Origin of the sequence: Paenibacillus sp. CCS19 (assembly GCF_033239625.1) — a bacterium.
In the GTDB taxonomy this organism is placed as follows: Bacteria; Bacillota; Bacilli; order Paenibacillales; family Paenibacillaceae; genus Paenibacillus_T.
This window is the reverse complement of record NZ_BTCK01000053.1, coordinates 1-18,890: the sequence shown is the minus strand read 5'-3', so window position 1 is coordinate 18,890 and position 18,890 is coordinate 1. Positions and strand designations below refer to the sequence as shown.

At 51.4% G+C, this 18,890-nt stretch carries 17 protein-coding genes and 1 pseudogene; 15 read left to right on the top strand and 3 right to left on the bottom strand.

What is annotated here, in order from left to right:
• Positions 1-50: 50 nt before the first annotated feature.
• From SBI19_RS25490 to SBI19_RS25480, 3 genes are all read right to left on the bottom strand, one after another.
• Entirely contained in the window at positions 51-971 is a 921-nt protein-coding gene (locus tag SBI19_RS25490; RefSeq protein ID WP_317972341.1) for a phosphodiester glycosidase family protein, read from the bottom strand.
• Between the two features lie 263 nt (positions 972-1,234).
• Positions 1,235-2,467 carry an aminopeptidase gene (locus SBI19_RS25485; protein ID WP_317972340.1) on the bottom strand — a complete coding sequence of 411 codons (1,233 nt, stop codon included), beginning with the start codon at positions 2,465-2,467 and terminating at the stop codon, positions 1,235-1,237.
• 76 nt (positions 2,468-2,543) lie between these two features.
• A complete protein-coding gene (locus SBI19_RS25480) occupies positions 2,544-3,107 on the bottom strand; it encodes a ribonuclease FAU-1 family protein (protein WP_317972339.1) in 564 nt (187 codons plus the stop codon).
• A gap of 544 nt (positions 3,108-3,651) precedes the next feature.
• Between SBI19_RS25480 and SBI19_RS25475 the strand changes: the two are divergent.
• The 15 genes and pseudogenes from SBI19_RS25475 to SBI19_RS25405 form a co-directional block, all read left to right on the top strand.
• Positions 3,652-4,533, top strand: a pseudogene (locus SBI19_RS25475) (serine/threonine protein kinase); the annotation flags it as partial.
• 252 nt (positions 4,534-4,785) lie between these two features.
• Positions 4,786-5,460 (top strand): vWA domain-containing protein, encoded by a 675-nt coding sequence (locus SBI19_RS25470; protein WP_317972361.1) that lies wholly within the window; start codon positions 4,786-4,788, stop codon positions 5,458-5,460.
• Positions 5,461-5,465: 5 nt separating this feature from the next.
• Positions 5,466-6,344 carry a hypothetical protein gene (locus tag SBI19_RS25465; RefSeq protein WP_317972338.1) on the top strand — a complete coding sequence of 293 codons (879 nt, stop codon included), beginning with the start codon at positions 5,466-5,468 and terminating at the stop codon, positions 6,342-6,344.
• 14 nt (positions 6,345-6,358) lie between these two features.
• A complete protein-coding gene (locus SBI19_RS25460) occupies positions 6,359-8,233 on the top strand; it encodes a hypothetical protein (protein WP_317972337.1) in 1,875 nt (624 codons plus the stop codon).
• 35 nt (positions 8,234-8,268) lie between these two features.
• Positions 8,269-9,036, top strand: a complete 768-nt coding sequence (locus tag SBI19_RS25455; RefSeq protein ID WP_317972336.1) for a hypothetical protein — start codon at positions 8,269-8,271, stop codon at positions 9,034-9,036.
• A 14-nt stretch (positions 9,037-9,050) separates the two neighbouring features.
• Positions 9,051-13,646, top strand: a complete 4,596-nt coding sequence (essC, locus tag SBI19_RS25450; protein ID WP_317972335.1) for a type VII secretion protein EssC — start codon at positions 9,051-9,053, stop codon at positions 13,644-13,646.
• Positions 13,636-13,890 (top strand): EsaB/YukD family protein, encoded by a 255-nt coding sequence (locus tag SBI19_RS25445; protein WP_317972334.1) that lies wholly within the window; start codon positions 13,636-13,638, stop codon positions 13,888-13,890. Before essC ends, SBI19_RS25445 begins: the two co-directional genes overlap by 11 nt.
• Before the next feature lie 32 nt (positions 13,891-13,922).
• A complete protein-coding gene (locus SBI19_RS25440) occupies positions 13,923-14,225 on the top strand; it encodes a WXG100 family type VII secretion target (protein ID WP_317972333.1) in 303 nt (100 codons plus the stop codon).
• Positions 14,226-14,247: 22 nt separating this feature from the next.
• Complete coding sequence (locus SBI19_RS25435) at positions 14,248-14,553, top strand: WXG100 family type VII secretion target (protein WP_317972332.1); 306 nt, start codon at positions 14,248-14,250, stop codon at positions 14,551-14,553.
• 147 nt (positions 14,554-14,700) lie between these two features.
• Positions 14,701-15,411: a hypothetical protein gene (locus SBI19_RS25430; RefSeq protein ID WP_317972331.1), complete on the top strand. Its 711-nt coding sequence runs from the start codon at positions 14,701-14,703 to the stop codon at positions 15,409-15,411.
• 3 nt (positions 15,412-15,414) lie between these two features.
• Positions 15,415-17,094, top strand: coding sequence for an Mbeg1-like protein (locus SBI19_RS25425; RefSeq protein WP_317972330.1), 1,680 nt, complete (start codon positions 15,415-15,417; stop codon positions 17,092-17,094).
• 25 nt (positions 17,095-17,119) lie between these two features.
• Positions 17,120-17,347 (top strand): hypothetical protein, encoded by a 228-nt coding sequence (locus tag SBI19_RS25420; RefSeq protein ID WP_317972329.1) that lies wholly within the window; start codon positions 17,120-17,122, stop codon positions 17,345-17,347.
• A gap of 19 nt (positions 17,348-17,366) precedes the next feature.
• Complete coding sequence (locus SBI19_RS25415; protein ID WP_317972328.1) at positions 17,367-17,672, top strand: hypothetical protein; 306 nt, start codon at positions 17,367-17,369, stop codon at positions 17,670-17,672.
• Positions 17,673-17,683: 11 nt separating this feature from the next.
• Complete coding sequence (locus SBI19_RS25410; RefSeq protein WP_317972327.1) at positions 17,684-17,989, top strand: WXG100 family type VII secretion target; 306 nt, start codon at positions 17,684-17,686, stop codon at positions 17,987-17,989.
• A 150-nt stretch (positions 17,990-18,139) separates the two neighbouring features.
• Positions 18,140-18,736, top strand: coding sequence for a beta-class carbonic anhydrase (locus SBI19_RS25405; RefSeq protein WP_317972326.1), 597 nt, complete (start codon positions 18,140-18,142; stop codon positions 18,734-18,736).
• The last annotated feature ends 154 nt before the right edge of the window (positions 18,737-18,890 follow it).

Below are 18,890 nucleotides of genomic sequence, written 5' to 3'. Positions count from 1 at the left end.
TTCAAAAAGTCCGTAATTGATCACGAAGGAAGTCAGGAAGCACGCTCGGCTTAGGCGCCTACATAGATAATGTCGCTGACGCCGCGTTCCTGCTGCTTGCCTTGCGGGTTATTGATGACGTTGCCCATGAAATACATCGTGGACGAGCCGCCGCCGTCGAGGTTGTAAGCTTCTGCAGCGCCGAGCTTCTGGAACAACGAAGCGAATTCATCGAGCGTCATCCCGCGGCTGTAGTTGCGGGACCGGCCATCCACAACGACGAGCACATAATGGTTAGGCGCAATAATGCCGATACCGGTGCGGGGATTAGCGCTCTGGATTGATCGGTTGCCGAAGTTTTTGTCGATCGAGACATGTTCGAAGTCGTCCGCAATCTGACCGTCTTTCACCAGAATCGGTCCGAAGGAGAACGTGTTCGCGACGCCCTGTGCGATTAAATCAGCGGAAGAAACAGCGGTTTCGTCATAGCTCTTCATCGTGCCGTCTTGGAATATGGCTAAGCCGTCGCGTGCCGGCTCATCGCGGTAGAGCGTACCGTTGCGAATAATGACGCCGTCGCTGCGGAAGCCGTAATAATCGCCGTTTATAGCAAGCACCGCATTGTTGTTCTCGGCAATGGCGGATGTATTCTCGATAATGTTCGTTCCGAACTTGTTGTCAGCCAGTGCGGTTTGCAAAGTTGCGCCATTCTTCAGCGTGACATCCGCGACGAAATAAGTAATCATGTCGCTGCCGGAGCCTGTCTGCACTTTCTTAATGCTGATCGTCTCGTTATCGCTGCTGTAATTCATGTCATCGTAAGTAGCGTGAGCGGATTCGATCGTCGTGCCTGAGCCTGTCTTCGTGACGACTGCCTCCACATGTTCGATCAAATATCGGTCGGCAAGCTTATAAGCGACGGTACCTATCGTGAGGACGAGCACCAGCGAGGTGCCAACCCATACTTTTCGAGCGCGGCTCCAGTTCTTCAATGTGAGTTCCTTCTTTCATTAGCGAATTGTAAAGGCTGATTAAGGTACCGCTATTGTCGCATCGTCTTCTGAATTGGTTATGAGCCTAGGCTGAACATGCGCTGAAAGAAAACAGGGGAGAAAATGAAAAAAGCTCATCTGACTAATGGAGGCATTCTCCAATTAGCAGAAGAGCTTTGTTTGTTATCGATCATCGCTTTGAAAAGTTGTGCCGGTCTGCACCAGCGAATCCGTATGGCGGTTCGTCAGGCGTCGATTCTAGATTAAAAAGCCCAGTTGCCGTTCAACAAAATCGGCTCTCGGGTTCCGTCATTCGCAACGCCGTAGATGTTCAGCTCCGCCGATCCGACCATGAAGTCGGTATGCGCCATGCTTCGGTTCAGACCGCGCTCGAGCAGTTGCTCTTGCGATAGATCTGCACCGCCCTTGACGCAGGAGGCGTAGGCGCTGCCAACCGCTAGATGGCAGGATGCGTTCTCGTCGAACAACGTTTTGTAGAACAAAATATTCGACTCCGATATCGGCGAACGATGCGGAACGAGCGCCACTTCGCCGAGGTACTTGGCGCCTTCATCGGTATCCAACAGCCCTTGCAGCGCTTCTTCGCCTTGCTCGGCAGCTGCCCTTACGACCCGTCCGTTCTCGAATGTGAACGAGAATCGGTCGATAATGTTGCCGTTGTAGCTGAGCGGCTTCGTGCTGGAGACCGTGCCGTTAACGCCGGTGCGGAGCGGGGCGGAGTAGACCTCCTCCGTCGGCAGGTTCGGCACGAACCATACGCCTTGGCCGTTCGCTTTGCTGCCGCCGAGCCACACATGATCCGCAGGCAACTCGATCGTTAGATCAGTGCCTGGCGCTGTGTAGTGAAGCAGTTTATATTGCTTCTCGGTTAAGTATTTGGCTTTCGAGCGCAGCTGCTGAATGTGCGCTTCCCAAGCGGCGAGCGGATCAGGCTGATCCGCGCGCACCATTTTGAATATAGCGTCCCATAATGCTGGCACCTGCTTATCCTCAGGCAGGTTCGGGAACACTTTGGCTGCCCATGCAGCGGATGGCACCGTAGCCAGCGACCAGCTGAACTTGAACGCCTGCGACAGCTGGCGGTATTTCTCGTTGGCCTGACGAAGCACGCGGTCAGCGGTGCGAATGCGCTCCTGCGGCACGCCTTTGAGCAGATCAGGGTCGGCGGAGCTGATCGTGACGGCTGCGGCTCCCTTTTCCGCCATCTCAAGCTTCTCGCCAGCCGACCAAGTCGGCACTTCCAAGAACGACTGCTCGGGAGCCAGCTCATACCGGATTCGCGATACGACGTCATCCATCCATACAACCTTCACTTGATAGGCGCCTGCTTCATAAGCCTTCTTCACCACAAGCCGCGCCAGCTCGGGCGATTCAATACTCGCGTTCAGCATGAGCGATTGCCCTCGCTGAATGTTCGCACCGATTTGGACAATGATGTCTGCATAGTTGTTAAGCTTCTGTTCGAATGTCAGCATTGGAATCATCCTTTCTTGCTGTGCGGATTGGTATTGGATCTGTACAGATCTATTGTAGGGATTCGGCTGATGAGATTCAAATATCGGGCCACGGCCGGAGTTTCTTTATTAGAAAATCCTTATGCTCATCTGCAAGCGCCAACAGGTCGAAGCTGTCGGCTTCAATAAGGGAAGTAAGCTTAGCTGACTCTTGCTTAGCGAGATCATAGAGCCGCTCGTCGATTGACCCATTGTTCAAAGCTTCATCAAGTTCATCCAAATCTTTATGAATGAGCTCCCCAGACGGTAACACGACAATGTCCAAGAACAAATCATCCACCCAGGGTACGCCGTTCTCGCCCACGCCATTGAGATAAATGATGTCGATATACCGTTGTACAATGCGGCCCTTGTCATCATACATAGTGGTTACGGCATAATGCTCGTTAGACGGGATTTGTTGGAGCCATAAGTAGCCTTCGTCGGCAATGCAAATTTTGTTCTCGCCATAAGTGGCGTGCAAAGGTTCTCTTACTTTATTGATTTTCAGTAGACATATGCAGCCTTGAAAAGCATCCGTTTCCAAATAGAACTGTGCATATTCACGTTCTAGCACGCGCTGCCAATCGGCGCGATCTCCGGTTCTTCTTTTTAACTTCAAACTATGCAACTCCTTAGTTGTATTCAGATAGGTTAGGATCATCTCTTATATATAAACTATGCTCGGATTAGTAAAAACAGGAAGAAGGGAGAGGGCGAATCTTCAAACGAAGTCATGCTTTTGCAGGACTCTCGGATCAGGGTCTAGTCTGCATTGCATGTGCCTATAGTCTTTCTGTCATGCGGCAAACCGTTCGTTGCATTAGTAATTGAGACCTGATTTCCTGAAGCGAGACCTAATTAACATCGTTGCCCCCTAATAATTTCCTCATACACGCGAAGGTTATGTTTGGCGGAATTCTCATGATAAAAGGGATAATAAGAACTATTTACCAGTCGGAATTCATCATCTATGTTTAGGTAAAAGAGTGCGATATTTCTGTTTTGTATCGTTATGATTATCAATAGAATGATGCTTGAGTTAGCGGTTATTTCTTGATAATGATATATGCATGTTTATTTTTAAACATATGCAAATTTATTAACATTAATTGGTATACATAATAGATTATTATATACTCAAGGTGCAATAGGGAGAGAGATCAATGCTGGATGTGAATGACGCCAAGCGAAAGACGTTATGGGGGAACTGGGAGCTCGGTGACATGATAGGCAAAGGCTCTTATGGCAATGTATACAAAGCGTATAAAAATGTGTTTGGCACGACCTATGTTTCAGCTGTGAAGCATTTGACTTTTCCAACAAGCGAGCAAATACGAACCTATCAAATGTCGACCGGCGGAAGCGAGCAGGACGTCTCTGAGCTCGCGGAAGATCTGCTGCGGACCTTTCAGAAGGAGATCGATATTCTCTATTCGATGAAGGGCAATTCGAATATTGTCAGCCACGAGGATCACGAGATTGAGAAGCGGTCCGATAACGCGGGTTACGACATTTACATTCGAATGGAATATTTGACGTCCTTCCGTCAGTGGCAGCTGGAGAATGACCTGCTGCTCGAGGATATCGTTGCGCTCGGGATTGATATATGCGCGGCATTGGAGCTTAGTCATGCTCGAGGGATACTGCATCGCGACATCAAAGAAGAGAACATCTTCATCACGCGTGATAAACGTTTCAAGCTGGGTGATTTCGGGGTTGCGACGATGCTTGGGGAAGGGCAGCATGCCTCGACGCGCGTAGGCACGCCAATGTTAATGGCGCCGGAGGTATACGCGGGTAAAGCGTACGGCGAAGCGTCGGACATCTATTTAATTGGCTTCGTCATGTACAGGCTGCTTAATGAAGGCCGGCTGCCGTTTCTGCCGCCGATTCCGATCAAGGTGCGGATGAGCGATGTAGAGAAGGCGCAGGCACGAAGACATGCAGGAGAAGAGCTGCCTCCGCCGCGCTATGCGCAAGACCGGCTTGGCGCGGTCGTGCTGAAGGCATGCGCCTTCGAGCCGCAGTCGCGTTATGAAACGGTATCTCTAATGAAGCGTGAGCTCGAACAGTATTTGGCGCAGCTATCGCCAGAGGACGCCAGTCGGAAAGTGATGAGCAGCGGACAACAGAAGCCATTGTTAGACGCTGCAGAAGAGGCAACCTTGAAGCTGTATGGCGCATCCTCTGGGTCGACCGACTTGCCGAGTGCCAATGATCATCGGCATTCGTATACGGTGCAGGCGACGAAGGCGAAACCAGCAACCATCATCTATTTGTTAGATACAAGCTATTCAATGACGCTGCCGCTTGGAGAGAAGCAGCGTATAGAGGTCGTAACGGCTGCATTAACTGCAGCGATCCGGCAGATGGTTTTCCGTTCGACCAAAGGAAGCAGGCTATCGCCTCGCTATCGCATTGGCATCATCGCCTATAACGATGAAGTAACCGATTTGCTCGGCGGCGTTATTGGCATCGACGAACTGGCACAGCGAGGCATTCCAGAGCTAACGCCGGCCGGATTCTCGGACGCAGCCAAGGCATTCGCTTATGTGGAGGAGCTGCTGAAGGCGGAGCTGCCGAATATGGAGGGGTGTCCGGCTCCGCTCATTTGTCATATGACGGATGGCGCATCGACAGATGACCCGGAGCCGATCGTTCGCCGCATTATGGAGATGGGGGTGCCGGACGGGCAAGTGCTTATTGAGAATATTTTTATATCCGACTCATTGGTAGATGGAACGCTATCGGACTCGAAACAGTGGAAGGGGATTACCGCTTCGTCTGTGATGCTTGACCCTTATGCTCGGAAGCTTCAGCGCATGTCCTCTCCACTTCCGTTCAGCTATCGGGCGATGATGAATGAAGCTGCCTATTCAATCGTTCCTGATGCGCTTATGATGCTGCCGGGCCACAGCTCTGAGCTTGTATCGCTTGGCTTCCAGATGTCAGCGTCGACACCGATCAGATGAGCAGAATGGCGGGGAAGCGGATACAGATCGATCAGCGTGTGGAGACGTTCGACAGCATGCAATGCGGAATGTTCCATGTTCAATACGCTTATGCGCGATCTGCGGAATCGAGAGCGGCAGACGAGAGTGGACAAGACTATGTTGCCTTTATCGAGCGGGGGGATTCCCTCAGCTTCTGTATCTGCGATGGAGTGGGACAGTCTTACTACGGAGATCTGGCAGCAAGGCTGGCTGGTGACGAGCTTGCACGTTGGCTGTCCCAACTGAAGACCAGTGATGAGCTGGTTAGTTCAGAGCTTAGCAGACGGTTGATGACATTCATGTCGGAGCTGTGCGCTCCTGCCTCCAAAGCGGTCGAGCAGCATGCGATACCCGTACAGGCGCCGGCTCTGCTGCGAGATGTGCTGACGGAGAAGCGGATACGAGGCAGCGAGACGATGTTTATCGGAGGCCGATTCGATGCACCCAGCAGGGAGCTGCCGCATGGCCGAATGCTGCTCGCATGGATGGGTGATATGCGCTTGCGGCTTTGGAGAGACGATGAGGAGTGTACCTCCGAGCTTGGGCATCAACTGTCAATGGATGAGCGCTGGTCGACCAAACGCGGCTTGCTCGGGGGTGAGCCGCATGTGTTTGTCAGCGGATTGGCTGGCAAACCGTATACCCGAATAACGGCGTATTCCGATGGTCTGGCTGTCATCGATGATTGCAAGGTTCCTCCGAGCGCCATAGAAGTGCAGAATGCGATCAACCGTTCAGCGGCACAGCCGACCAGCGATGATGTGGCGTATTTCGATGTGTGCTGGGATGCGGCGGTTTTATATTCGGGAGAGCAGTCGAGTGAACGCGGATTGCTGAGCCGGCTGTTTCGCAAGAAAGGGTAAGGGAGGATCGCTTCATGCCATTTGAACCCAAAGTTCAAGATGAGATTGTTATCAAAGGCAAGGTGTACCGCTTCGCGGCGCATCCTTCCTTCGCTGCCATGCCCTACGGACAAGAGGGAAGGCAAGGAATCGTCTATAAGATCGTTGCGATACAGGATGGGTATGCCAAAGGGTTAAAGGTGTTCAGACCGATGTTCCATCATCCGGACTCGGTTTATCAATCGGAGCAGCTGTCCGCGCTGTCGCAAATAACGGGTCTTGCGGTTTGCGATCGCAGCATTCTCACGCCTCATGACGATATCGAGCTGCTATCGCAGCATAATGAGCTGCTCTATGCCGCCGTTATGCCATGGGTGGAGGGCCCGACTTGGATGGATGTGCTGCTCGATAAACGAGAGTTGACGCAAGCAATAGCGCTGCATACTGCGCAGTCGTTAGCTGAGGTGCTGTCGTATATGGAGCAGCGGGGTTTGGCGCATTGCGACTTGTCGGCGCCTAACGTGATGATTCCCGGCTTGCTGCATGACATCAAGCCTAATGTGAAGTCTTGGATTCAATTAGTGGACGTGGAGCAGATGTACGCGGCGAAGCTGGATAAGCCGGAGCATGTGCCGCAAGGATCGCCAGGTTATGCCTCCATGCGGATGAAGAGCCGCCAAGGGTGGAGCAAATATGCGGACCGCTTCGCCGGCAGTATGCTGCTGGCAGAGATGTTGTCTTGGTTCGATCCTGCAATTCGAGAGGCGGCGTGGGGGGAGAGCTATTGTGATCCTGAGCTGATGCAGAAGGATACCGATCGATATGAGCTGCTCCGCGAGGTATTGGCGTCTAGCTACGGGGAGGATGCAGCGAACCTGTTCACGCGGGCATGGGAAGCCGAGGCCGAGCATCTATGCCCAACCTTCGGGGAGTGGTATATGGCCATCTCTTCGAAGAGCCTGACTACGGCAAGCAAGGATCTCTTACATAAAGAGAGCAGCGGCATCATCGGACTCTTGTCTGAAGAGGAATTGCCAGGAAGCGTTACGTTAACGCCTGATAGCGAGCCCGTACAGGATGATTCGTACAACAAGCGATGGTCCGAGGAGGAGCTGGCACAAGCGAGAGCCTTGGAGAAGCAGGATAGACTGGTTGAAGCTCTAGCGGCATATAAGCGACTGCTCGGGCAAATGGAGGAGGGCTCTTCGATTCGGCATGAGGTCGAAGCTGCGGCAGGGAATGTTCAGCGCAAGCTGGAGACGCAGCAGACGAGAACCGAGTCAAGGAAGCAAGCAAAGCGTATGTCGAGAATAGGCTGGGTGGTCGCGGCAGCGATTGCAGCCGTCATGATTGGCGGTGGTGCAGCAGCCTATTGGGGGCTGCAGGATGACAAGCCAGTCAGCGGTCTAGAGGCAGGTCCGGTTGCTGAAGCGCAGCATGATGCAGAAGAACCGTTGGTCATTGGTGCTGACACGAAGCAGGAGGACGATTCGCCCTTGAAGGAATCGACTGGCACTCAAGAGGCCTCGGCTCCAGAGGTTGAACCTTCACAGAAGCTAACTGCGGTGAAGCAGACTACGAGCAGCGGGGCGACCGATGAAACGGCCAATCAGACGAGCACTAAGCCGAATGCAAGCGCGAGTACGAATAACACAATGAGCACGAGCACTAAGGGTACAGCAACAACTCAGTCCCAGACCAAATCCTCTAGCGCAACAACGAAGAGCACGAGCTCGGCGAAGAAACCGTCCGCAACCGACAAGAAGGGCAGGATCGCACAGCTGCAGAATCAGATTGAACAGGCTTACTACGTTGATAATGATCGCAATAAGGCATACGAGCTATGCGAGAAACTGCTCGCGATCGATCCGGGCAACACATTGGCGTCCGATGTTATGAGCAGTTTGTAACGCCCACTATATAAATTTACGGAGGAGATCACACAATGAAAAAATTCGTTCTCGGTTTTCTGGCAGGAGGATTGATTTTCGGTACAGCATCGGCATATGCCGCAGTTAAGGTCAGCGTCGATTATGATCGTGTGAAGAATGTATACGTCAATGGCGTGAAGATCGGCACTACAACGACTAACAAACCGATCTACATCGATAATACGAACGATTACAAGGACAACGGCGTCACGTACTTCCCAAGTACAATTCTAACGGAGCTTGGCTATAAGCCTAGCCGCAGCGGAGATACCGTTTCGTTGAATGCGGCAGGTGTTGCATACTATCCGATTGGATTCAATCAACCGACCTCGAACACGAATGTGATTGCAGTAAATTCGGTTTCTAATTCCGGTGCCAATACGGATGTGGTGTTTGACGGCGCGGTGCTGGTCAATAGTCAATCGGGCAAGACTTATCGGAATTACATGATTACAAAGCTCGGTACGCAGCCTGAAGAAAAGAAATCGCAAAGCGAAATCACTGTGAAGCTAGATGAGAAATATCGCAGCTTCCAAGGTACGCTCTACTTGGGCAAAGACAAGGATGGCCATATCTCGTCTAAGCCTGTCATGCTTGATGTTACGCTGACCGAAGACTCGGGCAAGGTATACAAATATAAAACCTATACCGTCAGCAAATCGGTTCGTACGCAGAATATTATCATTCCGCTCCGCTATATTAAATCGATTGCTTTCAAAATTTATAATGATGGCAGCAACACGGCAGAAGCTGCAATCCTTGAACCTGTGTTCATCAAGTAAGCAATCGATCATCGATGATCGTTACGATTGCAATTGAGGATTCGATAAGCTCGATCACACTGCCGGAGAAAGTGAATGGACAATACTGGTTATATGATTCCAGTGCGAATAACCTCGACAGGCTTATTAGCATTGAAGGTATCAATGGGGATTGGATTCTCAAATCAAATAAAGAAGCTGCTATTGTTGATCAAAATGGTACAGTGATTCGATCCGCTGTTCTTGGCAAGCTGAATATTTATCATATCCGGATGAAAAGGCGTCGAAACGACGCGACAATCTACACGGAATCGAATACAGACGATCGCCAACTCTACACCAAATATTCCGTAGACGGCGATATCGATTTATCGATTGGGAGGAACGAGCAGAACAGCATTCTGCTCGATAATCCTTTCGTTTCCGGCATGCATGCGCGGCTCATCTTTAAGAATGAGCGTTGGAGCATCGTCGATAACAATAGCTCGAACGGCACGTTCGTGAATGGTGTACGCGTGTCTAGCAGAGGCTTGGCGGTCGGCGACCAGATCTTTATTATGGGGCTCAAAATCATCGTCGGCAGCCGTTTCCTCGCGATGAACAACCCCGATGGGTCCACGCTCATTCAGACCAATCGACTGAAACGGATGCTGCCTCAGCAGGTGCAGCAGATCGACGACGAGGAGGAGCTTGAAGCGGCGGAGCTCGATTACTTCTATCGATCTCCACGATTCAAGCGAGATGTGGAGACAGCGGTATTCCGAATCGACTCGCCACCGCCTAATGCGATAGGGGAAGAGATGCCGCTGATGTTGTCCATCGGTCCTTCCGTGACGATGGGCATGGCATCCATGGCGACGGCGCTGTTCGCGATTAACAACGCGATGGCAAGCGGAGATATTTCACGCGCGATGCCCTCCATCGTCATGTCCGCCAGCATGCTTCTTGGTTCGATTATGTGGCCGGTCATTAGCAAGAAATACGATCAGCGGCGAAGGCGCAAGAAAGAAAAGCTGCGTCAGCACAAATACAAGGAATATTTGAACAAATTCAAGCTGCAGTTCGAGGCGGAGGCTGCGAAGCAGGAAGACGTTTTGCGAGAGAATCATGTGACCGTAGCGGAATGCATCGCCCGAATCGAGAATGTGCAGCGGAATCTGTGGGAGCGCGGCTTCGGTCAGAACGATTTCTTGCAGCTCAAGGCCGGTACCGGTTCTGGGGTAATGGCATCAGAGATTACCTATTCGGAGAAACGATTTACGATTGACGACGACAATCTGCAGGAGGAGCTCTATGCGTTAGCGGAATCGCCAACGCCGCTGCGGAACATTCCGATTACATTGTCGTTGTATGAGGATCACATTACCGGTGTCATCGGCGATCGCCAGCAGGCAGTCGAATTTGCGAAAGGGCTGATTTTTCAGCTGGCGGCTCTGTACAGCTATGACGAAGTGAAGCTCGTATTCATCTATGACCAGGATGAGGAGCATGTGTTCAACTTCGTGAAATGGCTGCCTCATGTGTGGGACAACGCCCATCAATTCCGATTCATTGCAACGAGCAGCAGCGAAGTCAAAGCGGTTTCCTCCTACTTGGAGCAGGAGATAGAGGCACGCACTCGGATGAGCGAGAGCACGTTGGAGGATGCCAAGCCTTACTACATCCTATTTGCATTAAGTAAGCAGCTGGCCGTACGAGCTGAGATGCTGAAAGAAATCTATGCGAAGAAGAAAAATTTGCATACGAGCATCGTCTGCTTCTACGATGAGCTCCGTAATTTACCCAAGGAATGTACGATGGTGGTTGAGCTCGAGGAAAACAGCGGCAAGCTGTACGATAAGAATGATCTGACGGGCCGATTCGTATCGTTCGTTCCGGATATTCAGGTGAAGACGGATCCGCGTGCGCTTAGCGTGAAGCTTGCGAATGTTCCGCTCGATACGCAGGCAAATTCGTTCAAGCTGCCGCAGATGGTTACGTTTCTAGAGATGTATGGGGTAGGCAAGGTCGAGCACTTGAATGCGCTGACCCGCTGGCGCGATAATGACCCGACGACGTCGCTTGAGGCGGCTATTGGTGTAGATGCGCTTGGCGAGCTGTTCAAGCTGGATCTGCACGAACGGTTTCACGGTCCTCACGGGCTGATCGCAGGCATGACGGGTTCGGGCAAGAGCGAGCTGATTATTGCTTTCATTCTATCGCTTGCCGTTAACTATCATCCGCGCGAGGTTGCGTTCATTCTCATCGACTACAAAGGCGGCGGGATGGCGAAGTCATTCGAGAAGCTTCCGCATACGGCTGGCATCATTACGAACCTCGATGGCGCGGCGATCAAGCGGTCGCTTGTCTCGATCGAGAGCGAATTGAAGCGCCGACAGGCGATATTCGCTGAAGTCAGCAAACGAATAGGCGAGAGCAACATTGACATCTACAAGTACCAGAAGATGTATCGCGAAGGCGTTGTGCAGGAGCCGCTTCAGCATCTGTTCATCGTCTCGGATGAGTTCGCGGAGCTTAAGACACAGCAGCCGGCATTCATGGCGAAGCTGATCAGCGCGGCGCGAATCGGGCGGAGCTTAGGGATTCATTTGATTCTGGCGACGCAGAAGCCGAGCGGCATCGTCGATGACCAGATATGGAGCAATAGTAAATTCCGCATATCGCTGAAGGTGCAGGAACGTTCGGATAGCATGGATATGCTCAAACGTCCGGATGCAGCAGAACTGAAGGAAACGGGACGGTTTTACTTGCAGGTCGGCTACAACGAGCTGTTCGAAATGGGGCAGTCCGCATGGGCGGGAGCTCCGTATTATCCTTCCGACAAGGTCGTTGTGGAGAAGGACAGCAGCGTCGTTGTCATTGATCGTAACGGCATTCCATTGAAGCAGGCGAAGCTGGATCGGCGGAGCAATCCGTTATTCAATCCGAAGAAGCAGATGGACGTCGTCATCGATTACTTGTGCGGCATCGCAGCCGAGGAGCAAATCTTCATTCGTCCTTTATGGCTGGAGGCGATTCCGGCGATGATTCTGCTGGACGAGACGCGACGCAAATACGGCGTTGCGGATCAACGCTCCATGGTGCTTAATCCGGTGATTGGCGAATATGACGACCCAACGAATCAGCAGCAGTGCCTGCTCCGGCTTCCGATTACTGCGGAAGGCAATGCCGTTATATATGGCGCTGCGGGCACAGGTAAAACGACTTTTCTGAATACGATGATTTACTCCCTTCTTCACGAGCATTCGCCGGAGGAGGTCAACCTGTATCTGTTGGACTTCGCGTCTGAGACGCTGCGCGCCTTCGCGAAGGCGCCGCATGTCGGAGATGTCTTATTGGCTCACGAGAGCGAGAAGGTCAGCAATCTGTTCCGTATGCTGAGAAGCGAGCTCGACAGCCGCAAGAAGCGATTTGCGGACTTCGGGGGCGATCATGCCTCCTACACAGCTGCATCGAGTGAGAAGCTGCCGTCTATCGTTGTCGTCGTGAACAACTTTGCTGCCTTCGCCGAACTGTATGAGGAGAAAGAGGAAGCGGTATCGTTCCTATCGCGGGAAGGAACGCGGTATGGCATTTACTTCGTATTGACGTCGTTGGGCACGAACGGCATTCGATTCCGCCTGCTGCAGAACTTCAAGCAGCTGCTCGTTCTCCAGCTTAATGATGAGAACGATTATTCGACCGTTGTCGGCAAGACAGACGGTTTATATCCAAGTCACTTCAAAGGCCGGGGACTTGTAAAGAAGCAGGCGGTATTTGAATTCCAGACTGCGCATATTACCGACGATCCAGTGCCGTTCTCCTACATCCAACAGGCGTGTCTGAAGCTGAGAGAATCATGGAAGGGATACAGCGCTCGCAAAATTCCGATTTTGCCAAACCAAGTGGATGCGGCTTTTCTGAACGAGTATGTAAATGAGAAAGACCGACTCCGCCTCCCGGTTGGGGTGGAGAGCAGCTCGCTTAACGTGCATTACTATCCGCTTGATCAGGCTTACATCCATATGGTGCTGTCAACTGACGACCAATATAAGGGGTTTGTTCAGGAGCTCACGATGCTGATGGCGCAGGTAAGATTGGATGTTACTGTGATCGATGCAGAGCAGGGACTGCGTGAATTGGATCATGCAGATGGTGTTGTCTATCGTTCGAGCGGCAAGGACTTGGAGGATCTGGTATCTGACATGTTCGATTTGGTGGTATACCGTCACAATGCGTTCAAGGATGCATTGGAACGGGGCGAAGCTGTCGAAGCGTTCGAGCAGAAGGTGTTTGTTATTAACTCACTCGCAGCCCTGAAGAATGCGTTGTCCGCACAAGGCGCAGAGAAGCTTGGACTTATTCTTGAGAAGGGCGAAGCCAAATACAAGGTTACGGTCATTCTTGCTGAGCAGTCCAGAAATCTGTCTGCCATGACCTTCGACAAATGGTATAAACGCCATATCCATACCGGCGACGGGATCTGGGTCGGCAGCGGCATTACGGAGCAATATCAGCTCAAGCCATCCAAGACGACATCGGATATGCGGGATGAATTGACGAACCAATTCGGCTTCTCCCTGCAGAAGGGGCGGGCCGTGAAGCTTAAGCTATTAAACTCGCAGAGGGAGGACGAGGACGATGCTGAATAAGGCGCTTGTAGAAATCGTTCTCCCCGCAGCGGGCACGACCTACGATGTTTTCCTGCCGCTGGACAGCAGAATGAGCGAGGTTGTTATGCTGGTTGCCGCGCTGCTCAGCGATTTGTCAGATGGCAAATTTAAGGCGAGACCGGATGCGATGCTGTGCGATGCGCATTCCGGCACTATCTTGGATATTAACAGGTCTGTCGCAGAACTTGGCATTAAGAACGGTTCCCGACTCTTGCTAATATAAAATCATTGTCGATAAGGAGAGGAGCAACGATTATGGGTAAGAAAATAAGAGTAACGCCTCAGGAGCTGGAGCTGGCATCATCGAAGCTCGGCACATTAGCAGAATCATACAAAAGCATATATACGAATCTGATGCAGGCTGCCAGCACAATGGGTGAAGCTTGGGAAGGTCAGGACAATCTTGACTTCGTGAATCAGATTACAGGCTTTACGAAAGAGTTGGACGCAATGGCTGCGAAGCTCGAAACGGCAAGCCGGGCTCTTAAGCAGCAGAAGGATAACTACGTCACGGTGCAAGACGCCAACAGCATGAACGTGAAGAAACTGAAAAACTAATGATAGAGAGGGGAAAATGAATATGGCAGGGCCAATTAAAGTTAATACAGCGCAAGTGCTGGATATTGCGCAGAAGATTGAAGGCTTGAATACGAACCTGCTGGATCAGCTGAAGGAAGGCCAGACGACGGTCAAGAACCTTGCTAACTATTGGGAGGGCGAAGCTGCGCAGGCGACGATCGAAGCCTACGAATCGTTCGCGGCCAAATATTTTCAAACCTATCACGATATTCTCGACCAATATGTGAAGTTTCTTAAAATGAACGTTGCGCAAGGCTATTTCGAGGTTGAAACGACGAACACTTCGTTATCTGACGCGTTCAAATAAGAGCAGGTTCACGATGAAAGACGATGGACATCGATGACTATCGTCTTTCGTCATTTCAACATAAGGCCATTGATGTAGAGACGTTATAGGTAAAGGGCGGGATCCTACTTGATTAATCATTTTGTTCAAAAAGTGAGTGTGGTAGCGATGATGATGGTTTCAGTTGCGAGCTTGATCGGGTGCAGCGCTTCGAATCAAGAGCGGGCCGAGGACGCGCTTGCGCTGCTGAAGAGCAAATATTCGCAGGAATTTATCGTGTCGCCATCCGGCAGTCATAACGTGACGAGCAGCAAAGGTATGCTGTCCGTTGTCGCGCAGCCTGCAGATAACGATCGGATTGTGTTCAAGGCGGTATTGGATAAGGACGGCACGCTGAAGTCGGATACCTACATCTCGCGTATTATAAGCGGCCATATGAACGAGCTGCTTAAGCAAGAGCTCGGAGCAATCGGGATCGAAAGCGAGACCTATACGTATTTCGCTGATACGAACGGGAAGAGCGGTGCGGAGACGAATCCAAGCATAACGCTGGCGCAATACGTGCAAGCCTATCAGCCCAGTTACTTCTCTGGCTTCATGATTGTGAAGGACACATCCGATCTATCGCCGGATCAGTTCGAGAAGGCATTGACGGCTGTCTATAAGGCAGCATCCGATCGTCCTTATCAGGTTGAGGTCAGTGTCATCGCCTCTGATCAATACGAACAAGCAGCCGACAGCTTCGCTCGTCAGCCGGATATAACAAGCGGATGGTTCTCCGACTATAAGGTGCTGCAGAAGTTCGATGCTGTTGCAGACGAGAAGGGCTACCATTACCAGATTACGAAGGCTGCGCAGGCCGCTGGGGATGGTGAATAACCATTGTCGGACAATTCGACGTTAACCGATGAGCAAGCTCGTTATGCGACCGAGCTCAGCTATTTGGACTTAGAGGTGCTGAAGAGCTTGGAGCGCAAGGCGATTCCTGGTTCCAGCTTCGAGGGAGCCGATCAGACGCCTACGATCGGAGAACTTCTGAACATTGACCCGAATGCAAGAGAAGCGGAGTATCCGCAGCAATATTTCGATGATCTTGCGGCTAGAGCGGAGCACGCTGGCGATATGGACATTAGTTTGGATGCGCCAAGAATTAATGGACTTTCGAATGAAGTTCTCGGATGGCAGGTTGTCAAAACCTACAACGACAATAATCCCGATGGAAGCGGGTTCTATGGAACGGTAATCGATACAGGCGAGCCGGGACTGGTCGTTACGTTTCGAGGCAGTGAAGCGCCATCGGAATATCAGAATATACAGCAGGACTGGATCCAATCGGACGCGGGACTCATTGCCGGCATTACGCCGCAGCAGAAGGAAGTTGCCCATTTTCTCGACGAGCTCAAAGCGGAAGGTTATTTCGATACGAACGAGAGCATAACCTTCGCGGGACACTCGCTTGGCGGCAATCTGGCAGAGTTCGCGACGATATATGCTGCGGCGATCGGGGTCAGCGCGAAGATCGATCATACGTACAGCTATGATGGGCCTGGCTTCTCGCAAGAATTTATCGATGCGAATAGAGGACTCATCGAGCAGGCGTCGACCGATGTGACGATGGACCATTTTATACAATCCGCAGTGGGCAGCTTGCTTCAGCAGCTGGATGGCGTCCATTATTCCTATGTGGAATTGAAGGGCGAAGGATTGATGCAGCACGGGACGGAAAATGTCAAATTCGACGAAGACGGCAACGTGTTCAAGCATGATGAGCCGACAGCCGGCTCCAATCTACTTGCCAAATATATAACAGGACCTTTCACAGAGGGGTTGGATCGTCTTCTCGGTCCTGTAACCTCTGAAGTAGTCGTGCATTCGCTAGTCGGAATAGCTGCGCTCGGCAAGGGCTCGATCGAGCAGCTCTATCGGGATGGAGAGCTTACCGATCTTGGCAAGATCGTCATCACAACAGCCGTAGTGGGGATCGCGATAACGGCAATTGCAGCGCCTGGCGTCCTATTGGCCGGTGCCGGAATAGCGGTCATTGCCGCAGCCGATATCGTATTATCCATGCTCGCGTTCGTTGCAGCCGTTATCGTGTATGAAACGATTAGCGATGCGCTGGAACAGGTGGCTCGAACCGTGCAGAAGATTGCTGTTCAGGTGATTGACGCGATAGCTGACGGAATCGCTCGAGCTGCTGATTGGACGGTGGATCAGGTTATTCAGTTCAAGGACTCCGTTGTAACAGGCGTAAAGTCATTCTTCAATGGTTTGCAGAAGCTGTTTCAAGGAGGCTCTCCTATCGCGGCTGCGCCTCGTATTCGGCTCGATACGTATTATCTGCACAACTACGCAGACCAGCTTGGATCGATTAAATCGCGATTGTCCGGCATCGAGTCGCGTCTGAGCGCTTTATATTTCTCGGAAGGACTGCTAGATATCATTCACCTAATGATTGCTCAGAAGCTGCCATCCGGCGGGCAAATCACCAAGGTCATTGAATATCTAAGAGATACAGCGACAGATTTCGAACGGGTTGAGCAGCAGTTGTCGGGCGGATAATTAAGCAGAATAGGAGGGGATTGCGATGTCGAGTGGCATTAGCAGTATATCGTCGGAGATGAGCAGCATTATTCGAGAGCTGGAAAGCATTGAGGCGGGTCTTCGGTCCAACTTCGAAGGGATCGGCAGCGAGGTCGTCTCGCAGCGCATTCGCCAATTTATCGAAGATGTCCAGCGGGCGCAGAGCAGTCTGAATCGCGTTAATCCTTCGCATCTATCAGAAGCGTTCTTAAGCCGGACAGCGAAGAAGTAGAATAGAGGAGGAGAAGCAGTTGTCGGATGAAATCTTCGTTCAGACGGATAAGGTTGCGGAAGCGGCGGCGCATATCACACATGCGAATCAAGTGATCGATACCGCGTTCGATGAGATGGAACGAGCGATTCAGCGCTTGAATCAGAGCTGGACCAGTCAGTCGTCGGACACGATCATCGGTTATTTCTCTAGCATTAGCAGCCATTTTAAAGCGAATCGCTTTGCCGTGATGAAGGATTATAGTCAATTTTTGTTGGGACCAGTGGGTGAAGGATATACAGCGGCAGAGAACGAGAATGTTCGACTTGCAGATGCCTTCAAGTAAGGAGGAGCACGATGAGCGTATATATTGAGGTTGATGTGACGGAGTTTGAGCGTGCGGCAACTGCCGTCGAGCATTATATCGATCGTCAGAAGGCGATGCTTCGCAGCGCCAATCAGACGGTTGCCGGGCTGGTAGCCGGCTGGCGGGGCGAGGACTATCGGCAATTCCAGTCCAAGTGGCAGGAGCTGGAGGAACGAGATTCCACGCATAGCCAATTGCAGCAGTCGCTGGAGGATTATGCGCGTACCTTACGATCAACCGCAGAATTGTATAAGAAAGCACAGCAGAACGCGTTGAATTGCGCGGGCAGCTTGTAGAATGACGATTGAACATACATTTACTTACATAAGGGGCGGTCCATACGGACGGTCCCTCTTCTGCGTTTCGTTGTTGACAGTTCCATTTATTTCTATTATTATAATTCACAGTAATATGATTGGAATAATATAATTAGGAGGATGATAAGTGTGAGCGATGTATTGAAAGAGGTATTGGCTGCTAACGAAGCATACGCCCTATCTTTTGGCGAGAAGTCTGATTTAACGATTCCGCCAGCACGTCGATTCGCTGTTCTGACCTGCATGGATGCGAGATTGGACCCCGCTAAGTTTGCAGGTTTAGCCGAAGGTGACGCGCACGTGATCCGCAATGCAGGTGGACGTGCCAGTGACGATGCGATCCGCTCCCTTGTTATCTCTTATAAATTGCTTGGAACGAAAGAATGGTTCGTCATCCATCATACCGACTGCGGCATGGAAACGTTCACGAACGACACGATTCGCGGATTGTTGGAGAACAGTCTGGAGACTGCGCAATTGACGGAGAACGGCTGGAAGGACGTTGGTCATGGGCCAGGTTCTAAGGCCGCTCGATATATCGAGTTTCTGGCATTTAATGATTTGGAACAGAGCGTTGTAGACGACGTAGAGCGTATTCGTAATCACCCTTTGGTTCCGCAAGAGATTCCGATTTACGGTTATATCTATGACGTGAGGAGCGGTCGTTTGATCGAAGTTCAGGAGGCAACAAGAGTTGGAAGCGCAGCGGCGACTGCGACGGTATAAACGATGGAACGAGGGAACCATTGCGTGAGTCGCTCGATGTTCGTCTTATAAATAAGGACAAGCATTATAATGAAGAAGCCCTGTCGGCGTTTGGTCAAGACCCCATTTTTCGGACATTGAAAAAAGCCCTAGGCTGCAAGCTGGCGTCGGTACT